We start from the raw sequence: 16,633 nt of genomic DNA on the forward strand, positions 1-16,633 counted from the left end.
GGTGAGCTCCTTGCCGAGAACAGCCTGCTCCTTCTTGGGGAGCACTGCCATGCGGCCGTCCTCGACCATGGCCTCGAGCTCCTCCATGCGGTTGATGCGGGAGCGGATGGTGACGAAGTTGGTCAGCATACCGCCGAGCCAACGCTGGTTGATGTAAGGCATGTTGGCGCGCTCAGCAGCGTTCTTGACGGCCTCCTGAGCCTGCTTCTTGGTGCCGACGAACAGCACGTTGCCACCCTTGGCGACGTTCTTGACGAAGGTGTAGGCCTGGTCGGCGTCGAGGATGGTCTGCTTGAGGTCGAGGATGTAGATGCCGTTGCGCTCACCGAAGATGAACGGCTTCATCTTGGGGTTCCAGCGACGGGTCTGGTGACCGAAGTGGCAGCCGGCCTCGAGCAGGGTGCGGATATTAATCTTGGTAGCCATGTTAAACCTCCTGTGGTTTGCCTCCGCGCGGGGTCATCCTCCAAAACCAACCCGGACATGTGCTACCAAAGCCCGGGCACCACGGTATGAAGTAGCCGCGCGTGCGTGATAAAAACATGTTGCCGTGAAGCAACCCGATGAATGATAGCAGGAATGCATCTTCCTGCCAACCCGCAATCAAAACCACACACCTGAGTGTGGCGCGGGACGTCCCAGCCACTATTCGCCGCGGGGATGGGCTTGAGCCACGGCACGTTTGAGCCGATCGGGCGTGAGATGCGTGTAAATCTGCGTTGTAGACAGGCTTGCATGGCCCAGCAGCTCTTGAACCGAGCGCAGGTCCGCACCGCCCTCGAGCAAGTCGGTCGCAAAGGTATGGCGCATCGCATGCGGGGCAATGTCGGCCGGAATGCCGGCGAGCGTCGCCAGCGTATGGAACCGCCGCCTGAGCATGGCGGCGCTCATGCGATTGCCGCGCACCGATATAAGCAGCGAATGCGGCCCGGTGGCGGGGTCACGGCGCTTTGCCTGAGCGAGCAACACCGGCCTCCCCTCCTCAATATAGAAACGAGTCACCTCGAGCGCACGACGATACAGGGGGACGATACGTTCTTTGCTCCCCTTGCCCCACAGACGCAGCGTGCGTTCGGACCAAGCGATGGACTCCACATTGAGTGCTGCGAGCTCAGAGATACGGGCGCCCGAGGCATAGAGCAGCTCGAGCATCGCCGCATCGCGCAGTCCCGCGGGCGTCGAAGTATCAGGCGTCTTGAGCAGCGCCTCGACCTGTTGGGTCGTCAGCACACCGGGCAGGTCGCGCGGCAGCTTGGGCGACGCGATCGCCGAGACCGCATCGCCCTCGACAATCCCCTCGGCAGCCATCCAACGATAGAGCGACCGAATAGCCGACAAATGCGCGGCAATGGTGCGAGGCGCCACCTGCTCGCGCGAAAACTCGGCCAAATACGCACGGACGGTACGCACATCGGCCATACGCGCATCGACACCCGTACGCTCGCACCAGGCAGCAAAGCGCTCCAACCGCGATCCATAGGCAGTCACCGTATTGGGAGAGAGCCCCTCGACACGTGCGATGTAGGCGATAAACGAGTCGACGGTATCGTACAGGTCAAAGGCTATGACCGGTCGCCCCCAAACAAGTCGGAACGCGTGGCCAAGTAGGCATCGAGGGCCCCGAGCGCGCGATCCGCATATGCCTGGTAGCGGTCGCGTTTACTGCGGCGCTTGCCGTCCTCGAGCGGTGGCACAAAGCCAAAGTTAACGTGCATGGGCTGATAGCCCACCGTTGCCGGATCGGTTGCATAGCCCACGAGCGCACCCAGGGCGCCCACTCGCGGTAACTCAACAGGCTCCGCCTCGATTGCCTCGGCATAGGTGTTGAGCGCAGCGAGCAGACCGGTAGCCACCGCTTCCATGTACCCCTCGGTACCGGTGATCTGACCGGCGAGACGCACACCCGTGCCGGGCACGGCAAAGGTGCCGTCAAGAACGTGCGGCGCATCGACAAAGGTATTGCGGTGCATGACGCCATAACGGAAGAACTCGGCATTCTCCAAACCAGGAACCATATGGAAGACACGCTTTTGCTCGCCAAAAGTCAGGTTGGTCTGGAAGCCCACCAGGTTATAGGCGGTCTTCTCCTTGTTCTCGGCACGCAGCTGAATCGCCGCCCAGGGGCGACGTCCGGTACGCGGGTCGGTGAGGCCGACGGGCTTCATGGCACCAAAGCGGATGGCATCCTTGCCGGTGCGGGCAACTTCCTCGGCAGGCTGACAGGCCTGGAACAGGTCGCCACCCTCAAAGTCCTTGAGCACCACGCGGTCGGCGGTGGTGAGCGCCTCGATAAAGGCCTCGTACTCCTCCTTGTTGAGCGGAGCGTTGAGATAGTCGCCGCTCCCCTGCTCCTCGTAGCGCGACTGCGAGAACAGCACGTCCATATCGAGCGTGGAGGCATCGACGATCGGCGCCGCGGCATCGAAGAACGCAAGGGCGTCGCCACCGACGAGCTTCATGACCTCTTCACTCAATGCCGGTGAACACAGCGGGCCCGCGGCAATGACCACATGGCCCTCAGGAATCTGCGTAACCTCGCCGTGCACGACCTCGATATTGGGTCGGGCGGCAACCTCGGCCTCGACAAGCTCGGAAAACTTGACGCGGTCAACCGCCAGGGCACCGCCAGCGGGAACGGCCGCACGATGGGCGCAATCGAGCAGCACCGAGCCCATGCGCTCGAGCTCGGCCTTAAGCAGGCCAGCAGCGGAATCCGGACGGGTTGACTTAAACGAATTTGAGCAGACGAGCTCGGCCAAGTGATCGGTATGGTGGGCCGGAGAGCTCACCTGGGGGCGCATCTCGCACAGCTTTACGGCAAACCCGCGATCTGCCAGTTGGATTGCACATTCCGAACCCGCCAGACCGCCACCGATAACCGTCACCTGATCGAACTGCATCTGCAAACACCTTTCTAATTGACACGCTTTCCATTGTGACCGAAGGGCGTCTGGGCGTGAAGCGCAAACTTTGAGGGCGCATACCTTCCATCCATCATGCGCTCGATAAGACCCTCGAGCTCGAGCGAGCCCAAGAGTTTGAGCACGCCGACAGCATCAAGCGAGACGAGCGCGGCAATGTCGTCGACCTTAAGCGGCGAGGCGATGAGCGCATGCATCACGGCCTGCTGCGTGGGATCCAGATCGGCGATGCCAGGAGCATCGGGACGCGAGTAGCGCAGCGTGCCGTAGATGCGCGAGATGGCCATCTCGATTGATTCCTCGTCGATGATGCAGCAGGCTCCGTTAGCGATGAGATAGTTGGTCCCACGCGACTCGGGCGAAAGGATGGAGCCCGGCACCGCAAGGAGCTCTCGTCCCAAGTCCATAGCGGCCTCCGCCGTGGAGAACGTGCCCGAGGGCATGCCCGCTTCGGAAACAAAGAGCGCCTGCGACAAGGCGGCGATTACGCGATTGCGTCGCGGAAAGGCGAACTTACGCGGTCCCATACCCCACGGCGAAATCGAAACGACCGCGCCGCCCGTATCGAGTGTGCGCGTGATGAGGCCGGCGCTCGAGCCCGGATAGACAACATCGGCGCCGGTCCCTAGTACCACGATGTGTTTGCCCCCGGCGTTGACCGCAGCCCAACCCGACTCCTGGTCGCAGCCGACCGCACCGCCCGAGACCACCGTCACTCCCGCCTCGACCGCCACCTTGGCCGCAAGTTCTGCCACGGCAAGACCATACGGCGAGGCCTTGCGCGCGCCGATAATGGAGAGCGCGGGCGTCGAAAGCACCTCGGGGTTGCCGCGCACATAGAGCGTCTGGGGTACATCAGAAAGCTCCAATACGGTCTCGGGATACAACGCATCACCTGGATGCAGCTCGAAGGTCCCCTCGGCCATCATTGGTCCCTCCTTCCCTGATACATCGCCGCCTCGAGCACGTGATCCTGCGTCACCTGTTCGCTTTCGGCAACATCGGCGATCGTGCGCGCAATGCGTACCAGGCGCACGATGCCGCGACCCGTGAGATGTGTGCGCCTTGACAGTCCGAGCACGCATTTCTCGGCGGCCTCATCAAGCCCAAAGGTCGAAACGACGCCGTCAATGGACCGCGACTCATCTTCCTCGGCCTCGGTGTCCGCATCGTCCATACGGGATTCACGCCAGGCGCGAAAGGCGCGCCCACGCACGACGTAATCGCGCAGCTCAGCCGATGACATACCTTCCGCGCCCTCAATGATCACCTGAGGATCGGGGCGGGCCACATCGATCATCATGTCGATACGATCAGCCAAAGGACCGCGCAACTTGCCCCGGTAGCGCTCGACCATCGACGCGGAACAGCGACACGGCACTTCGCGATCGCCCAAAAACCCGCAGGGGCAGGGATTGCTCGCAGCTAGCAGCTGAAAGCGCGACGGGAACGTAAAGGCCCCGTCAACGCGCACGATCTTCACGTAGCCGCGCTCGATGGGCTGACGCAGCGTCTGCAGCACGCCAGTGGGAAACTCGGCGAGCTCGTCCAAAAAGAGCACGCCGCCATGAGCTAGGCTAATTTCGCCCGGATGCACCGGACGTCCGCCGCCGATGAGTCCCGCGGTAGAAATACTGTGATGTGGGCTGCGGAAGGGGCGATGCCCCGCAAGCAGGCCATCGATGTTCTCACCCAAAACCGAATGGATGCACAGCGCCTCTTGCTGATCCTCGAGAGAAAGCTCGGGCAAAATGCCCGTCATGCGCCGCGCAAGCATGGTCTTGCCCGAACCGGGCGAGCCGATCATGAGCAGGCCGAGCTCACCGGCGGCCGCAAGCGCCATGCCACGTTTGGCGACCTCCTGCCCCAGCACGTCGGCATAATCGAGCTCGGGCTCAAAGGTCGCCTCGAGCACTTCAGAATCCAGATAATGCCGTGCGGCATCCCCCATGCCATGGGCAAGCTGAGATAGGTGGTCGATAAACCCGCAGTCAACGCCCGCAAGCGGCACATGCTGATCGGACCTACCGGCGATAAAGGAAAGCCCCATATCGCGCGCCAACAGCTGAAACGCCACCTCGCCCTTGACGGGCAGCACCGTGCCGTCCAGACCAAGCTCACCTGCGATAAGGCAGCGATCGAGGTGGTCACGGGGAATCTGCCCATCGGCCGCCAGAACCGCGATGGCAATCGGCAGGTCAAAACCGCTGCCAGTTTTGCGGATATCGCCGGGTGCCAGGTTGACGGTAATGCCGGAACGAGGGATCTCGAAGCCGGCCGAGCGCATGGCGCACCGGATACGCCCGCGCGACTCCATCACCTCCATACTCGGAATGCCGAGCATCTGGATGCCCGGAACGCCACCGGCAAGCGAGACCTCGACGGTAACGGGAATTGCCTCAACGCCGCGGATGCAGGCCGCATGTACGGCAAACGTCTCGAACGCCATCACGACACCTGCCAATCGAACGCATTGTACTGGTGCTCGATCTCGGCGATATGCCCGCCGCGGATGGTGACGCCCACGGCATCGAAGCGAATCGACCTGAGCGGATAGTGCTCCATGAGATAGCAACTTGCGATACGGCGATACCGACGCTGCTTTTGGGCGTCCACGGCCTCCTCGGGAAAGACCCGCGTAGCGCAATCCAGGGCGACGCGTCTTGTCTTTACCTCGGCCATCACCACGACATCGTCGAGCTCATCGAGCAGCACCAGATCGGCTTCGCCCTCAATGCAACGATAGCCCTGCTCCAACAAGGTGTATCCACGCTCGGTAAAGTAATCGATGGTGATCAGCTCGCCCAGCATGCCGAGCTCGCGGGGACTGAGCCCCTTGATAAACTCGGGCGTAATCGCCCCGCAGTCGAGCTCGCCGTCTTCCCAGCGCTCCTTGAGTTGCTGCGTCTTGCTCTTTTTGCTTGCGGCACACATGGGGTCTCCTTTCCCGCACACTGCATTGCCCCGATGATGAGGGCGCCTTTCATGCGGGTAAGTACCGGAAGCAAACCAAAAGCTGACCAAATGCCTACAAAAAACGGGCCGTACGCAACAATCACGTTGCACACGGCCCGCTACCAGCAGGTTTATAAAACGCCAGAGGTCCCTGTCTCCACAATTGACCTAGAAAAGGCACTCAGTCTGCAGAAAGTTTCCGCAAAAGCTCACACGATGCAGCGGACAAAGTCCATGTTTGCGAATGGCCTCGATGTGCTCGGGGCTTGCGTAGCCCTTCGACTCGGCCAAATGATACTCGGGATACTCGGCGTCGTACTCGACCATCATCTCGTCACGCGTGACCTTGGCCATGATGGAGGCCGCGGCGATACAGGCGATTTTGGCATCGCCCTTCACCACGTCGCGCTCATTGGGAACGGCGCCCAAGGGGTTACCGTCCATAAGCACGCAATCGGGCTCGAGTCCCGTATCGGCCACGGCGCCCGCGACGGCAACGCGGATGGCGCGGGCCATGCCAATATCATCGATATCCGCAGGCGCGATATGGCAAAAACCAATCGCCTTCGCAACCTCGGCAATCTTCACCGAGAGCAGCTCGCGGCGCGCCGGCGTGAGCTTTTTAGAATCGTTGATGCCCCAGACGCGCGGCTCCATGGGAAGGCACACGGCGCACACCGTCAAAGGACCGGCCACCGAACCGCGACCCACCTCGTCAACACCCACGACCACGCCATCCCCACCGAGCTCGTGCATCAGCTCGTACATGCCGTTGACGCGCTCGCGCTCGGCAAGTTCCTTGGCATGGCGCTTAAGAGCGCGCTCGCAAGCCTTGATCACTTGCTGACGCGGATCCTCACGATAATGCTCCACGAGGGCGGGGATCTCCTCAAACGTGGCGCTCGCCAGCTCGCCGGCAACCTGCGATGCCGAAACCGAGCTCGTCATGTTGGCCATATCGGGGCCTCCTTGCATGCAAATCAGATAAAAAGAAGGGCCACCCGAAGGTGACCCTTTTGTCCAAACGAGTGGACAGACGCTGCGATCTTCTTAGCGCTTCTCGGGGATGCGAGCAGCCTTGCCCACCTTGTCGCGGAGGTAGTACAGCTTGGCGCGACGGACGCGACCATGACGGACGACCTCGAGCTTGGCGATCTTGGGGCTGTGAAGCGGGAAGGTACGCTCAACACCGACACCAAAGGAAATCTTGCGTACGGTGAAGGTCTCACGGGCACCGGCGCCGGCCATGCGAATGACGTCACCCTGGAAAACCTGGATGCGCTCGCGGTCGCCTTCCTTAATGCGGTAGTGAACCTTGACGTTGTCGGCAACGCGGACCTGCGGGATGTCCTCGCGGATCTGCTGACGCTCGATTGCGCGGATGTAATCCATGTGCAATTCCTTACTCTTCTAGAGGTGCCGTACCACCTTGGCCGGCACGTAGTTGAACAAACGTATTCGAGTATACACGCGCGGGTTTCTGCTGCAAGAACAATTTTTTTTGCAGACAAAAAGACAAAACCCGCACATGACAACCGCCCGCCTCACGAATGAGACGGGCGGTATGAAGGGGGCTACGCTAGGCGTCTAAATCCAAAACGTTACGCGGAGCGCTTCGCCTCGAGCTTGGCCTGAGCGGCCGCAAGACGTGCGAGGGGTACGCGATAGGGCGAGCAGGACACGTAGTCCACGTCGGCCACGTTGAACAGGCCCTTGATGGACTTAGGGTCGCCGCCGTGCTCACCGCACACGCCAAAGTGCATGTCGGGGTTGGTGGCGCGACCTTTCTCGACGGCCATGCGCACAAGCCCCAGCACCGCCGTGTCGATGGTCTCGAAGGGGTTATCCTTCAAGATCTTCTTATGCATGTACAGCGGAATGAACTTGGCCTCGGCGTCGTCACGCGAGAAACCGAACGTCGTCTGCGTGAGGTCGTTGGTGCCAAAGCAGAAGAAATCGGCGTGCTGGGCGATCTCGTCGGCGACCATGCAGGCGCGAGGCAGCTCGAGCATCGTACCCACGGGAATGTTGAGCTCGACGCCCTCCTCGGCGGAAACCTCGGCGATCACGCGCTCGATGACCTCGCGAGTCTGAACGTGCTCGGCCGTAATGGAAACGAGCGGGACCATAATCTCGGGACGCGGGTCGACGCCTTCCTTGATAAGACGAGCGGCAGCCGTTGCCACGGCACGGACCTGCATGAGCGGCAGGTCACCGAAGACGACGGACAGGCGCACACCGCGCAGGCCGAGCATCGGGTTGGATTCGACCATGCCGTCGATACGGCGCAGGCGGGCACGCAGGGCGGCAAGCTCTTCCTCGCTGGCGCCGGCGGCTTCCTTCTTGGTGATGGCGACCTCGAGCTCGCGAGGATTATCCAGGAACTCATGAAGCGGCGGATCGAGCAGGCGAACGACCACCTCGCGACCAGACATGGTCTTGAACATCGCCAAGAAGTCCTCAGTCTGGACCTTGAGCAGATCGGCCAGGGCCTGCTGCTTCACAGCCTCGTCGTCGGACAGGATGAAGCTCTGGATAATGTTCTTGCGATCGCCCAGGAACATATGCTCGGTACGGCACAGACCGATGGCCTCGGCGCCAAACTCAAGCGCGAGCTCGGCATCCTCGGGGTTGTCGGCGTTGACGCGCACGTGGTTGGCGTGACCGTCGGTCTCGTCCAGGCGGATCTCGTCGGCCCAGGACAGGATGGTGTCCAGGTCGCCGGTGAGCTCGGCCGAAACCAGATCGACGGCGCCGTCGACGACGATGCCCTGGGTGCCGTCGATGGAGATAATGTCGCCCTCATGCAGCACACGGTCGCTGCCCTCGATGCGCACGACCTTCTCAGCCGCGTCGATATGGAAACACTCGACACCGCAGACGCAGGGGGTACCCATGCCACGGGCGATAACGGCGGCGTGACTCGTCTTGCCACCATGGCTCGTCAAGATACCCTCGGCGGCGACCATACCCTTCAGATCGTCGGGATTGGTCTCCCAGCGGACCAGAATGACCTTATGGCCCTCGGCAGAACGCGCGACGGCGTCATCGCTCGAGAACACGACCTCGCCCACGGCGGCACCGGGACTGGCGTTAAGGCCGCATGCGAGCGCCTCGTACTTCTTGGAGGAGTCGAACTGCGGGTGCAGGAGCTGGTCGAGCTGCGCGGGATCGATGCGGCTCACGGCCTCCTCGCGGGTGATCAGGCCCTCCTCGACCATTTCGATGGCGATACGCAGGGCGGCGGTGGCGGTGCGCTTGCCCACGCGAGTCTGGAGCATCCAGAGCTTGCCTTGCTCGATGGTGAACTCAATATCGCACATATCGCGGTAATGGTCCTCGAGCGTCAGGAACACGCGCTCGAGCTCTTCACCAGCGGACTCGAGGCCCGGGGTGGTCTTGAGGTCGGCGATGGGCTCGGTGTTGCGGATACCGGCGACGACGTCCTCGCCCTGGGCGTTTACCAAAAAGTCACCGTAGAACTCCTTGGTGCCGTCGGCCGGGTTGCGCGTAAAGGCGACGCCGGTCGCAGAGGTCTCGCCCTTGTTGCCAAAGGCCATGGCCTGCACGTTGACGGCGGTGCCGAGCTCGTCGGAAATGCCATGCTGCTTGCGGTAGATGCAGGCGCGCTCGTTCATCCAGCTGCCAAAGACGGCCTGGATGGCAAGGCGCAGCTGGAGCTCCGGATTATGCGGGAAGACGGGCTTGCCGTCGGCAACGTCGAGCTCGGGATACAGGGCGGCCTCGACGTTGTCGGAGAAGATGCTCTTAAAGGTCTCGACGAGCTCCTGCAGGTCTTCGGCCGAAAGCTCGGAATCGACACGAACGCCGGCGACCAGGCGGGCCTGAGTCAGGGCGTTCTCGAACAGGTCGGCGTCAACACCCATAACGACGTTGGAGAACATCTGGATAAAGCGGCGGTAGCTATCCCAGGCAAAACGCGGGTTTTGCGTCTGGGCGATGAGACCCTGGACAGAATCGTCGTTGAGGCCCAAGTTGAGGACCGTGTCCATCATGCCGGGCATGGAGAACGGAGCGCCCGAGCGAACCGACACGAGCAGCGGATCGGAGGCGTCGCCGAGCTTCTTGCCGCAGCGGGCCTCGAGGTCGGACTCGGCGGCAACGATCTCATCGAGTGCGCCTTCGGGCCAGACGTTGCCGGCGCCGGAGTACTCGACACAGGTCTGGCAGGTAATGGTAAAGCCACCGGGAACCGGCAGGCCGATGCGGCTCATCTCGGCAAGGTTTGCGCCCTTGCCGCCAAGCACGAAGTTCATGGACTTGTCGCCCTCGGTGACACAGGTGCCCTGGGCGTCGGTTCCAAAACGGTAAACCCTCTTGCAATCGCTCACGATACTTCCCCTTCCATGCGCTCTCGCGCACGACCGTGGTAACGAATCGACCCGCCGGATGCGGGCCGTGAGGGTACTATACGGCGGGCATTGAGCGGGCTTGCGTAGAGGGCGCGGGGTTTGGTAAACGTGTTAAATGTGACGGTAAACGGTAGGTAAAGGTGGTTACATTATGAAGATACCAATGCAAGAGAATTGCAGGTCAAATGCAGGTTCTTTGCTAAATCGCTTTACCAATATCGTGCATTATTTTTAGGTAGTATTTTAAGGACGGTGAATTTTTATCTACCCCAATGAGTTAGCTTTGCTGACCTCGGCGGGCGGCGCGGAAGGCACGGGCTTCTTGGATTTCCATCAAATGACCGATGATCTCGGAGGCGCTCTCCTCGATCGCCTTGCCGTCGGTACGCACCACAAAGCAGCCCAGGCGCTTCATGAGGGCACGGGCTTCCTCGAGCTCGCTGCGCACGCTCTCGGGCTCGGCATAGGAGCCGGCGACGGCACGGGCGTAGTCATCGCCCAAGCGGCTATCGCGTATCTCAGAGATCACATCGACAGTCGAAATCAGACCAAACAACCGCATCGGGTCGACCTTGTAAATCGACTTCGGCGGCTCCATGCCATGTGCCAACGGAACATTGGCAACCTTGTAGCCCTGATAGGCCAAATACATCGACAGCGGCGTCTTGGACGTGCGCGATACACCCAGCAGCACGATATCGGCCCCCGACAGATCATCGGAACCGCGCCCGTCATCGTGCTCAACGAAATACTCCATGGCCTCGATACGATGGAAATAGCGGTCATCGGTCTTGTGAATCACGCCCGCGACGCCCTTGGGCGGCACACCAATGAGCGACGACAGCACGGCGAGCGCCGGGCCGATCAGGTCAACCGAACGAATATGCAGCATGCCCAGGTAATCGAGCACGCGGGCGCGAAGCGCCGGATCGACAATGGTGTGGAACACGGCAATATCGCGATGGTCCGCATCAACGCGCGGGCCCACAAACAACTTGACCTGCTCCACCGAGTTCACCTTGGGCAGGCGCAACAAACGAAAAGCCCCTTCATCAAATTGCCCGGACGCCGCAAGCACCACCTCACAAGCGGTATCACCGAGCGAGTCGGAGATAACGATAACGGTGGGACGAGCGGTGACCGGGCAATCCATGCGGGGCTCCTTTTGCGCTTACGCGCAGGCTGGCTTACTTTTTGCGGGCAAGCTCACCGATGTTGGCGATGCCGGAGAAAACGGCCTCGAAGCGGTTGAGCAGCTTAAGGCGATTATCGCGGAGCTGCTCGTCCTTGTCCATGACCATAACCTCGTCGAAGAAGCGGTCGATGGGGGCACGCAGAGCTGCAAGGGCGGCAAATGCGGCAGGATAATCCTCGCCAGCGAGAGCAGCATCGACAGCGGTCTGAGCAGCCTCGGAGGCGTCGGCGAGCGCGAGCTCGACCTCGCCCATCAGGCTGCGGTCGTACTCCGCACCCAGCTCGGGCTTGGAGATGTGAGCGGCACGGGCATAGGCGGTAGCCAGGTTGTCGAAGGTCTCGGCATCGTTCTTGCGAGCCTCGTCGAGCGCGGCGCAGCGGGCGAAGAAGACGGACGGAGCGATGATGTGCACCGCAGAGACGGCGGCGACGGTATCGGCCGGAATCTTCTCGTCGCGGGCCATGCTCACCAGGCGGCCATGGAAGAAGTCACGGACCTGTTGGGCGACCTCGGCGGCGTCGAACTCAATGCCTTGCTCGCTATAGAGCTCAAGGGCGAAGTCGATGAGCGACGTGGGGTCAATCGGCAGGCGATCGCGCAGGATGTTGATGATGCCGATGGCGGCGCGACGCAGCGCGTACGGGTCGGAGGAGCCGGTCGGGGGCTCGCCGATGGCAAAGATACCGGCGATGGTATCGAGCTTGTCGGCACAGGCCACGATGCAGCCAGCGGTGCCCTCGGGCAGCTCATCGCCGGCAAAGCGGGGGCGATAGTGATCGCGGATGGCGTGGGCGACCTCGTCGTTCTCCCCCATCGCGGTCGCGTAATAACCGCCCATCACGCCCTGCTGGCTCGTGAACTCGACGACGGCGTTGGATACCAGGTCGGCCTTGCACAGGTGCGCGGCGCGAGCGGCATCGGCGGCAAGATGGGCACCCAGATGGGCCTCACGGGCGATGGCGAGCGCGAGCTGCTCAATACGCTCGGACTTGGCGAGCACGCTACCGAGCTTCTCCTGGAAGGCGACCTTGGCCAGACGCTCGCGGAACTCGTCGAGGGAGATCTTCAGGTCCTCCTCGTAGAAGAACTTGGCATCGTCCAGACGGGCGCGCACGACGCGCTCGTTGCCGTCGATCACGCGCTCGGCATTCTCGGGCTTGCTGTTGGAAACGACCACGAACTCACGCGTCAGCTTGCCCTCGCCGTCATAGATCGGGAAGTAGCGCTGGTTGGTGAGCATGGACTCGCAGATGATCTCGTGCGGGACCTTGAGGAACTCCTCGTCAAAGGTACCGACGAGCACCGTCGGCCACTCGCAGAGGTTGATGACCTCCTCGAAGACCTTCTTGGGCGTGTCGACATGGCAGCCGGGGCGCGCAGCCTCGACTTCGGCGATACCGGCAAGGATAGCCTCACGGCGACGCTCGGCAGAGAGCACGCCGGCGTCCTCGAGCACCTGCTCGTAGACGGCGGGGCTGGCGACCACATGGTCACCGGGGCCCAGAACGCGATGACCACGAGTGGTGTTGCCGCTCGTCACGTCGGCAAACGACACGGGCACGACGTCCTCGCCCAAAAGGCAGCAGATCCAGCGGACAGGACGCACGAACGTCGCGTGCTCGTGGCCCCAGCGCTGGGAGCGATAGTTGGGCCACTGCAGGCCGGCAATAGTCTTCTCGCACAGAGCGGTCAGAATCGGCGTAGCCGGTGCGGAGGGAATGTTCTTCTCGGCGAACACATACTCGCGACCGTCGGTGTCCTCGCGACGGACCAGATCCTCGGCAGCCACACCGCACTTGCGGGCAAAGCCCTGGGCGGCCTTAGTGGCGTTGCCGTCGGCATCAAAGGCAATGTTTGCCGCGGGACCGCGCTTGACCTCGTGAACCTCATCGGTCGCGGTGGCGACATTAGCCACGAGCGCGGCAAGACGACGCGGGCTCGAGATCACGCGGACCTCGCCATGGGCCAGACCGGCCTCGTCGAGACCCTTGGCGATCATGGTTCCAAGCTGCTTGACGGCATTGTTCAGCGGTGCGGAGGGCATTTCCTCCGTACCAATCTCAAACAGGAAATCCTTAGCGTCTGCCATGGCTTACGCCACCTCGCCTTCCTGGTCGGCATTCTCATTGACTCCGGCGACCTCGGCCATATAGGCCTCGCAGCACGCCTTGGCGACGGCGCGGACGCGCAAGATGTAGTTAGCACGCTCGACCGCGGACAGCGCACCGCGAGCATCGAGCAGGTTGAAGGCATGGCTGCACTTCATGACGCAGTCGTATGCGGGCAGCGGCAGCTTGCGCTCCAGGCAGGAATGGCACTCGGCCTCGTAGTCGTCAAACTTCTGACGCATCATCTCGACGTTGGCGACCTCAAAGTTATAGGCACTGAACTCGCGCTCGTTCTCGAGGAACACGTCGCCATAGGTCATGGGCGTGCCGTCGGGCAGGTAGCTCCACACCAAGTCGTAGACGGAGTTGACGCCCTGCGCATACATGGCAATGCGCTCCAGGCCATAGGTGATCTCGACGGGCACAGGGTCGACCTCGATGCCGCCTACCTGCTGGAAGTACGTAAACTGCGTGACCTCCATGCCGTTGAGCCAGACCTCCCAGCCAAGGCCCCAGGCGCCGAGCGTCGGGCTCTCCCAGTCGTCCTCGACAAAGCGGACGTCATGGTCGTTGGGGTCCAGGCCAATGGCGGCAAGAGACCCCAGGTAGAGCTCCTGGGCGTTGACCGGTGAGGGCTTGATGAGCACCTGGAACTGATAGTAGTGCTGCATGCGGTTGGGGTTCTCGCCGTAGCGGCCGTCGGCGGGACGGCGGCAAGGCTGCGCATAGCAGGTGCGCCACTCGGCGGGACCGAGCGAGCGCAGCGTGGTCGCGGTATGGAAGGTACCGGCGCCGACCTCGGAGTCATAGGGCTGCATAATGACGCAGCCCTGCTCGCCCCAGTACTGCTGGAGGCGCAGGATGATGTCTTGGAAGGAAAGCGATGAAGCGTTCATGCCTCTAATATCCCCTCGTCGAAACGATTACACGGTTAGGTACTGTACTATAGCGGTTTTTAGTCGATAGCGCCGATGCGGTTGAGCGGCCAGTAGCGCACAAGCGCCACGGCGATCAAATCAGAGCGATCGACGGAACCAAAGTAGCGTGAGTCGGCAGAGTTTTCGCGGTTGTCGCCCATCACCCACACGCACCCGTCGGGAACGGTGTAGGGATAGCTTACCTGAGCGCCGGGAGCTTGGACCGAAAGCGGCCAGCTCATGCCGGTCGTGTAGTCCTCGTCGAGCGCCTGGCCGTCAACGACCACCTTGCCGTCCTGAAGGTCGACCGTCTGGCCGGCCGTGGCAATAACACGCTTGACGAGAACATCGTGCTCGGAGGTGCCATCGGGGTTATGGAACACCACGATATCGCCTTGGTTGACGGGCTGGCCGAGCTCAAGGCTCACCTTTTGCGCCAAGATCTGGTCGCCGATCTCGATCGTGGACTCCATGGAGCCGGTGGGCACCACAAAGGGTTCGACCACAAACGAGCGAATCAAGAAGGTGGCGACCAGTGCAATCGCGACGACCGCGATCCACTCAAACGCACCCTTTAGCACGGAATGCTGCGATGGAACCATTCTCACTCCTCGCTCTGCGAATACGATGCGTCCAGGATCTCCTGCGCGTATGCGCGTTCCTCGGGCGTAAGCCGCGCCGTCTCGATCAGGTCGGGACGCCAGCGGCAGGTGCGCTCGATGGCGTTCTTGCGGCGCCAGGCGTCAACTTTGGCGTGATCGCCACTCACGAGCACAGGAGGCACGCCCTCGCCGTTGAACTCGGCGGGACGGGTGTACTGCGCGTACTCGAGCAGGCCACCGTCCTCGGCAGTCGAGAACGACTCATCGACGTTGCTCATCTCGTCACCAAGGGCGCCGGGAATCAGACGCACGACGGCGTCGGCAACGACCATAGCGGGAAGCTCGCCGCCCGTAAGCACGTAGTCGCCGATCGACAGGCGCTCGTCGGCATACGCATACGCGCGCTCGTCGACGCCCTCGTATCGGCTGCATACAAACAGCAGGCGCTCGCTTTTGAGCAGGCGCTCGGCAACATGCTGCGTAAAGGGCTCGCCACAGGGCGTAAAAAACACAACCGTGGGCTTGGAACCCTCCGAACGAATTGCCTCGATAGCCTCGGCGATGGGCTCGACCTTCATGAGCATGCCCTGCCCGCCGCCGTACGGCTCGTCATCAACGGTACGATGACGGTCGTGCGTCCAGTCACGCAGGTTGTAGGCCTTAAAATCAAAAAGGCCGGCCTTGCGGGCGCGGCCCAAGATCGATGTGGACATGACGGGCTCAAACATCTCGGGAAAGACCGAAAGGGTCTCGATCAGCATGTTTTCCTCCCTACTTGTCCATATCGATCAAACCATCCATAACATGGACGGAAATTGTCCCCTGATCGGGAAGATCGAGCACAACCTGCTCGATCACGGGAATCAGCACCTCGCCGTACCGATCGCCCTCGACAACCCAAACATCGTTGGCGGGCGTCGACATGATCTCGACAATCGTGCCGAGCGAGCCAAAGCGCTCGTCAACCACCTCGCGACCCATCAGGTCGGTATAGGCAGCGTCGAGCGAATCGAGCTCAAAATCGTCACGATTTGCCAGCACGTAGCATCCCGTGATGCCCTCGGCGGCCGTCAAGTCGTCAATGCCCTCAAACGAGACCAGATCGCCATCGCCCGTATCGGTGACGGATACGACCGTGCAAAAACGGTCGCGCTTGAGCGCCGGCGGCGTCAAGGCGACGCGCATACCCGGCGTCAATACAGAAGGAAGCCCCCGCAGCGGCTGCGCGAGGACCTCCCCCTTCCTTCCGTGCGGCTTGACCACACGGGCGATGTTTTTGTACTGGGACCTCAAGGTCCTAGCCCAGAACCTCTACCTCGACTGCAGTGTCGAGGCGAGCGGCCAGTGCACGGGCGAGCGTGCGAATGGCCTTGATGGTACGGCCACGACGGCCGATGACCTTAGCGACGTCATCCTCGGCAACAGAAACCTCAATCGTGGAGGCGTCGTCACCATCGATGACCTCGAGGCTCACGGAATCCGGGTCGTCGACGATCTGAACAACGAGATATTCGACGAGATCGGCGATGCGATCTGAGAGCATTGCCTCACCCTCGAGCTGT

Annotated in this window: 16 protein-coding genes; all 16 read right to left on the reverse strand. The window is 61.9% G+C overall.

The window, feature by feature from the left end:
- A partial coding sequence (rpsB, locus tag AB5405_RS03130; RefSeq protein ID WP_368137569.1) for a 30S ribosomal protein S2 occupies window positions 1-426 on the reverse strand: 426 nt, incomplete at its 3' end.
- A gap of 219 nt (window positions 427-645) precedes the next feature.
- Window positions 646-1,566 carry a tyrosine recombinase gene (locus AB5405_RS03135; protein WP_368137596.1) on the reverse strand — a complete coding sequence of 307 codons (921 nt, stop codon included), beginning with the start codon at window positions 1,564-1,566 and terminating at the stop codon, window positions 646-648.
- Window positions 1,563-2,900, reverse strand: coding sequence for a methylenetetrahydrofolate--tRNA-(uracil(54)-C(5))-methyltransferase (FADH(2)-oxidizing) TrmFO (gene trmFO / locus AB5405_RS03140; protein WP_368137570.1), 1,338 nt, complete (start codon window positions 2,898-2,900; stop codon window positions 1,563-1,565). The genes AB5405_RS03135 and trmFO overlap by 4 nt, the downstream gene beginning before the upstream one ends.
- A gap of 14 nt (window positions 2,901-2,914) precedes the next feature.
- Window positions 2,915-3,850, reverse strand: coding sequence for a DNA-processing protein DprA (locus AB5405_RS03145; protein WP_368137571.1), 936 nt, complete (start codon window positions 3,848-3,850; stop codon window positions 2,915-2,917).
- Window positions 3,847-5,370 carry a YifB family Mg chelatase-like AAA ATPase gene (locus AB5405_RS03150; RefSeq protein ID WP_368137572.1) on the reverse strand — a complete coding sequence of 508 codons (1,524 nt, stop codon included), beginning with the start codon at window positions 5,368-5,370 and terminating at the stop codon, window positions 3,847-3,849. The genes AB5405_RS03145 and AB5405_RS03150 overlap by 4 nt, the downstream gene beginning before the upstream one ends.
- Window positions 5,370-5,855 carry a YraN family protein gene (locus tag AB5405_RS03155; protein WP_368137573.1) on the reverse strand — a complete coding sequence of 162 codons (486 nt, stop codon included), beginning with the start codon at window positions 5,853-5,855 and terminating at the stop codon, window positions 5,370-5,372. Before AB5405_RS03155 ends, AB5405_RS03150 begins: the two co-directional genes overlap by 1 nt.
- Window positions 5,856-6,044: 189 nt before the next feature.
- The gene (gene rnhB, locus AB5405_RS03160; RefSeq protein WP_368137574.1) at window positions 6,045-6,833 is read right to left on the reverse strand and encodes a ribonuclease HII; all 789 of its coding nucleotides are present in this window, start codon (window positions 6,831-6,833) and stop codon (window positions 6,045-6,047) included.
- Window positions 6,834-6,926: 93 nt separating this feature from the next.
- Complete coding sequence (gene rplS / locus AB5405_RS03165; protein ID WP_117583231.1) at window positions 6,927-7,268, reverse strand: 50S ribosomal protein L19; 342 nt, start codon at window positions 7,266-7,268, stop codon at window positions 6,927-6,929.
- A 209-nt stretch (window positions 7,269-7,477) separates the two neighbouring features.
- On the reverse strand, window positions 7,478-10,228 hold the full coding sequence (gene ppdK, locus AB5405_RS03170; RefSeq protein ID WP_368137575.1) for a pyruvate, phosphate dikinase: 2,751 nt from the start codon (window positions 10,226-10,228) through the stop codon (window positions 7,478-7,480).
- Between the two features lie 298 nt (window positions 10,229-10,526).
- Window positions 10,527-11,402 carry a pyruvate, water dikinase regulatory protein gene (locus AB5405_RS03175; RefSeq protein WP_368137576.1) on the reverse strand — a complete coding sequence of 292 codons (876 nt, stop codon included), beginning with the start codon at window positions 11,400-11,402 and terminating at the stop codon, window positions 10,527-10,529.
- Between the two features lie 34 nt (window positions 11,403-11,436).
- Entirely contained in the window at window positions 11,437-13,533 is a 2,097-nt protein-coding gene (glyS, locus tag AB5405_RS03180; protein WP_368137577.1) for a glycine--tRNA ligase subunit beta, read from the reverse strand.
- Window positions 13,534-13,536: 3 nt separating this feature from the next.
- Window positions 13,537-14,448 (reverse strand): glycine--tRNA ligase subunit alpha, encoded by a 912-nt coding sequence (locus tag AB5405_RS03185; RefSeq protein WP_006236091.1) that lies wholly within the window; start codon window positions 14,446-14,448, stop codon window positions 13,537-13,539.
- A gap of 59 nt (window positions 14,449-14,507) precedes the next feature.
- A complete protein-coding gene (lepB, locus tag AB5405_RS03190) occupies window positions 14,508-15,071 on the reverse strand; it encodes a signal peptidase I (protein WP_368137578.1) in 564 nt (187 codons plus the stop codon).
- Window positions 15,072-15,073: 2 nt separating this feature from the next.
- A complete protein-coding gene (gene trmD / locus AB5405_RS03195) occupies window positions 15,074-15,832 on the reverse strand; it encodes a tRNA (guanosine(37)-N1)-methyltransferase TrmD (RefSeq protein WP_368137579.1) in 759 nt (252 codons plus the stop codon).
- A gap of 10 nt (window positions 15,833-15,842) precedes the next feature.
- A complete protein-coding gene (gene rimM, locus AB5405_RS03200) occupies window positions 15,843-16,364 on the reverse strand; it encodes a ribosome maturation factor RimM (RefSeq protein WP_368137580.1) in 522 nt (173 codons plus the stop codon).
- A 4-nt stretch (window positions 16,365-16,368) separates the two neighbouring features.
- A complete protein-coding gene (locus AB5405_RS03205; protein WP_171021534.1) occupies window positions 16,369-16,614 on the reverse strand; it encodes a KH domain-containing protein in 246 nt (81 codons plus the stop codon).
- Between the last annotated feature and the right edge of the window lie 19 nt (window positions 16,615-16,633).

The sequence above is a fragment of the Collinsella aerofaciens genome (assembly GCF_040920445.1).
GTDB lineage: Bacteria > Actinomycetota > Coriobacteriia > Coriobacteriales > Coriobacteriaceae > Collinsella > Collinsella aerofaciens_BH.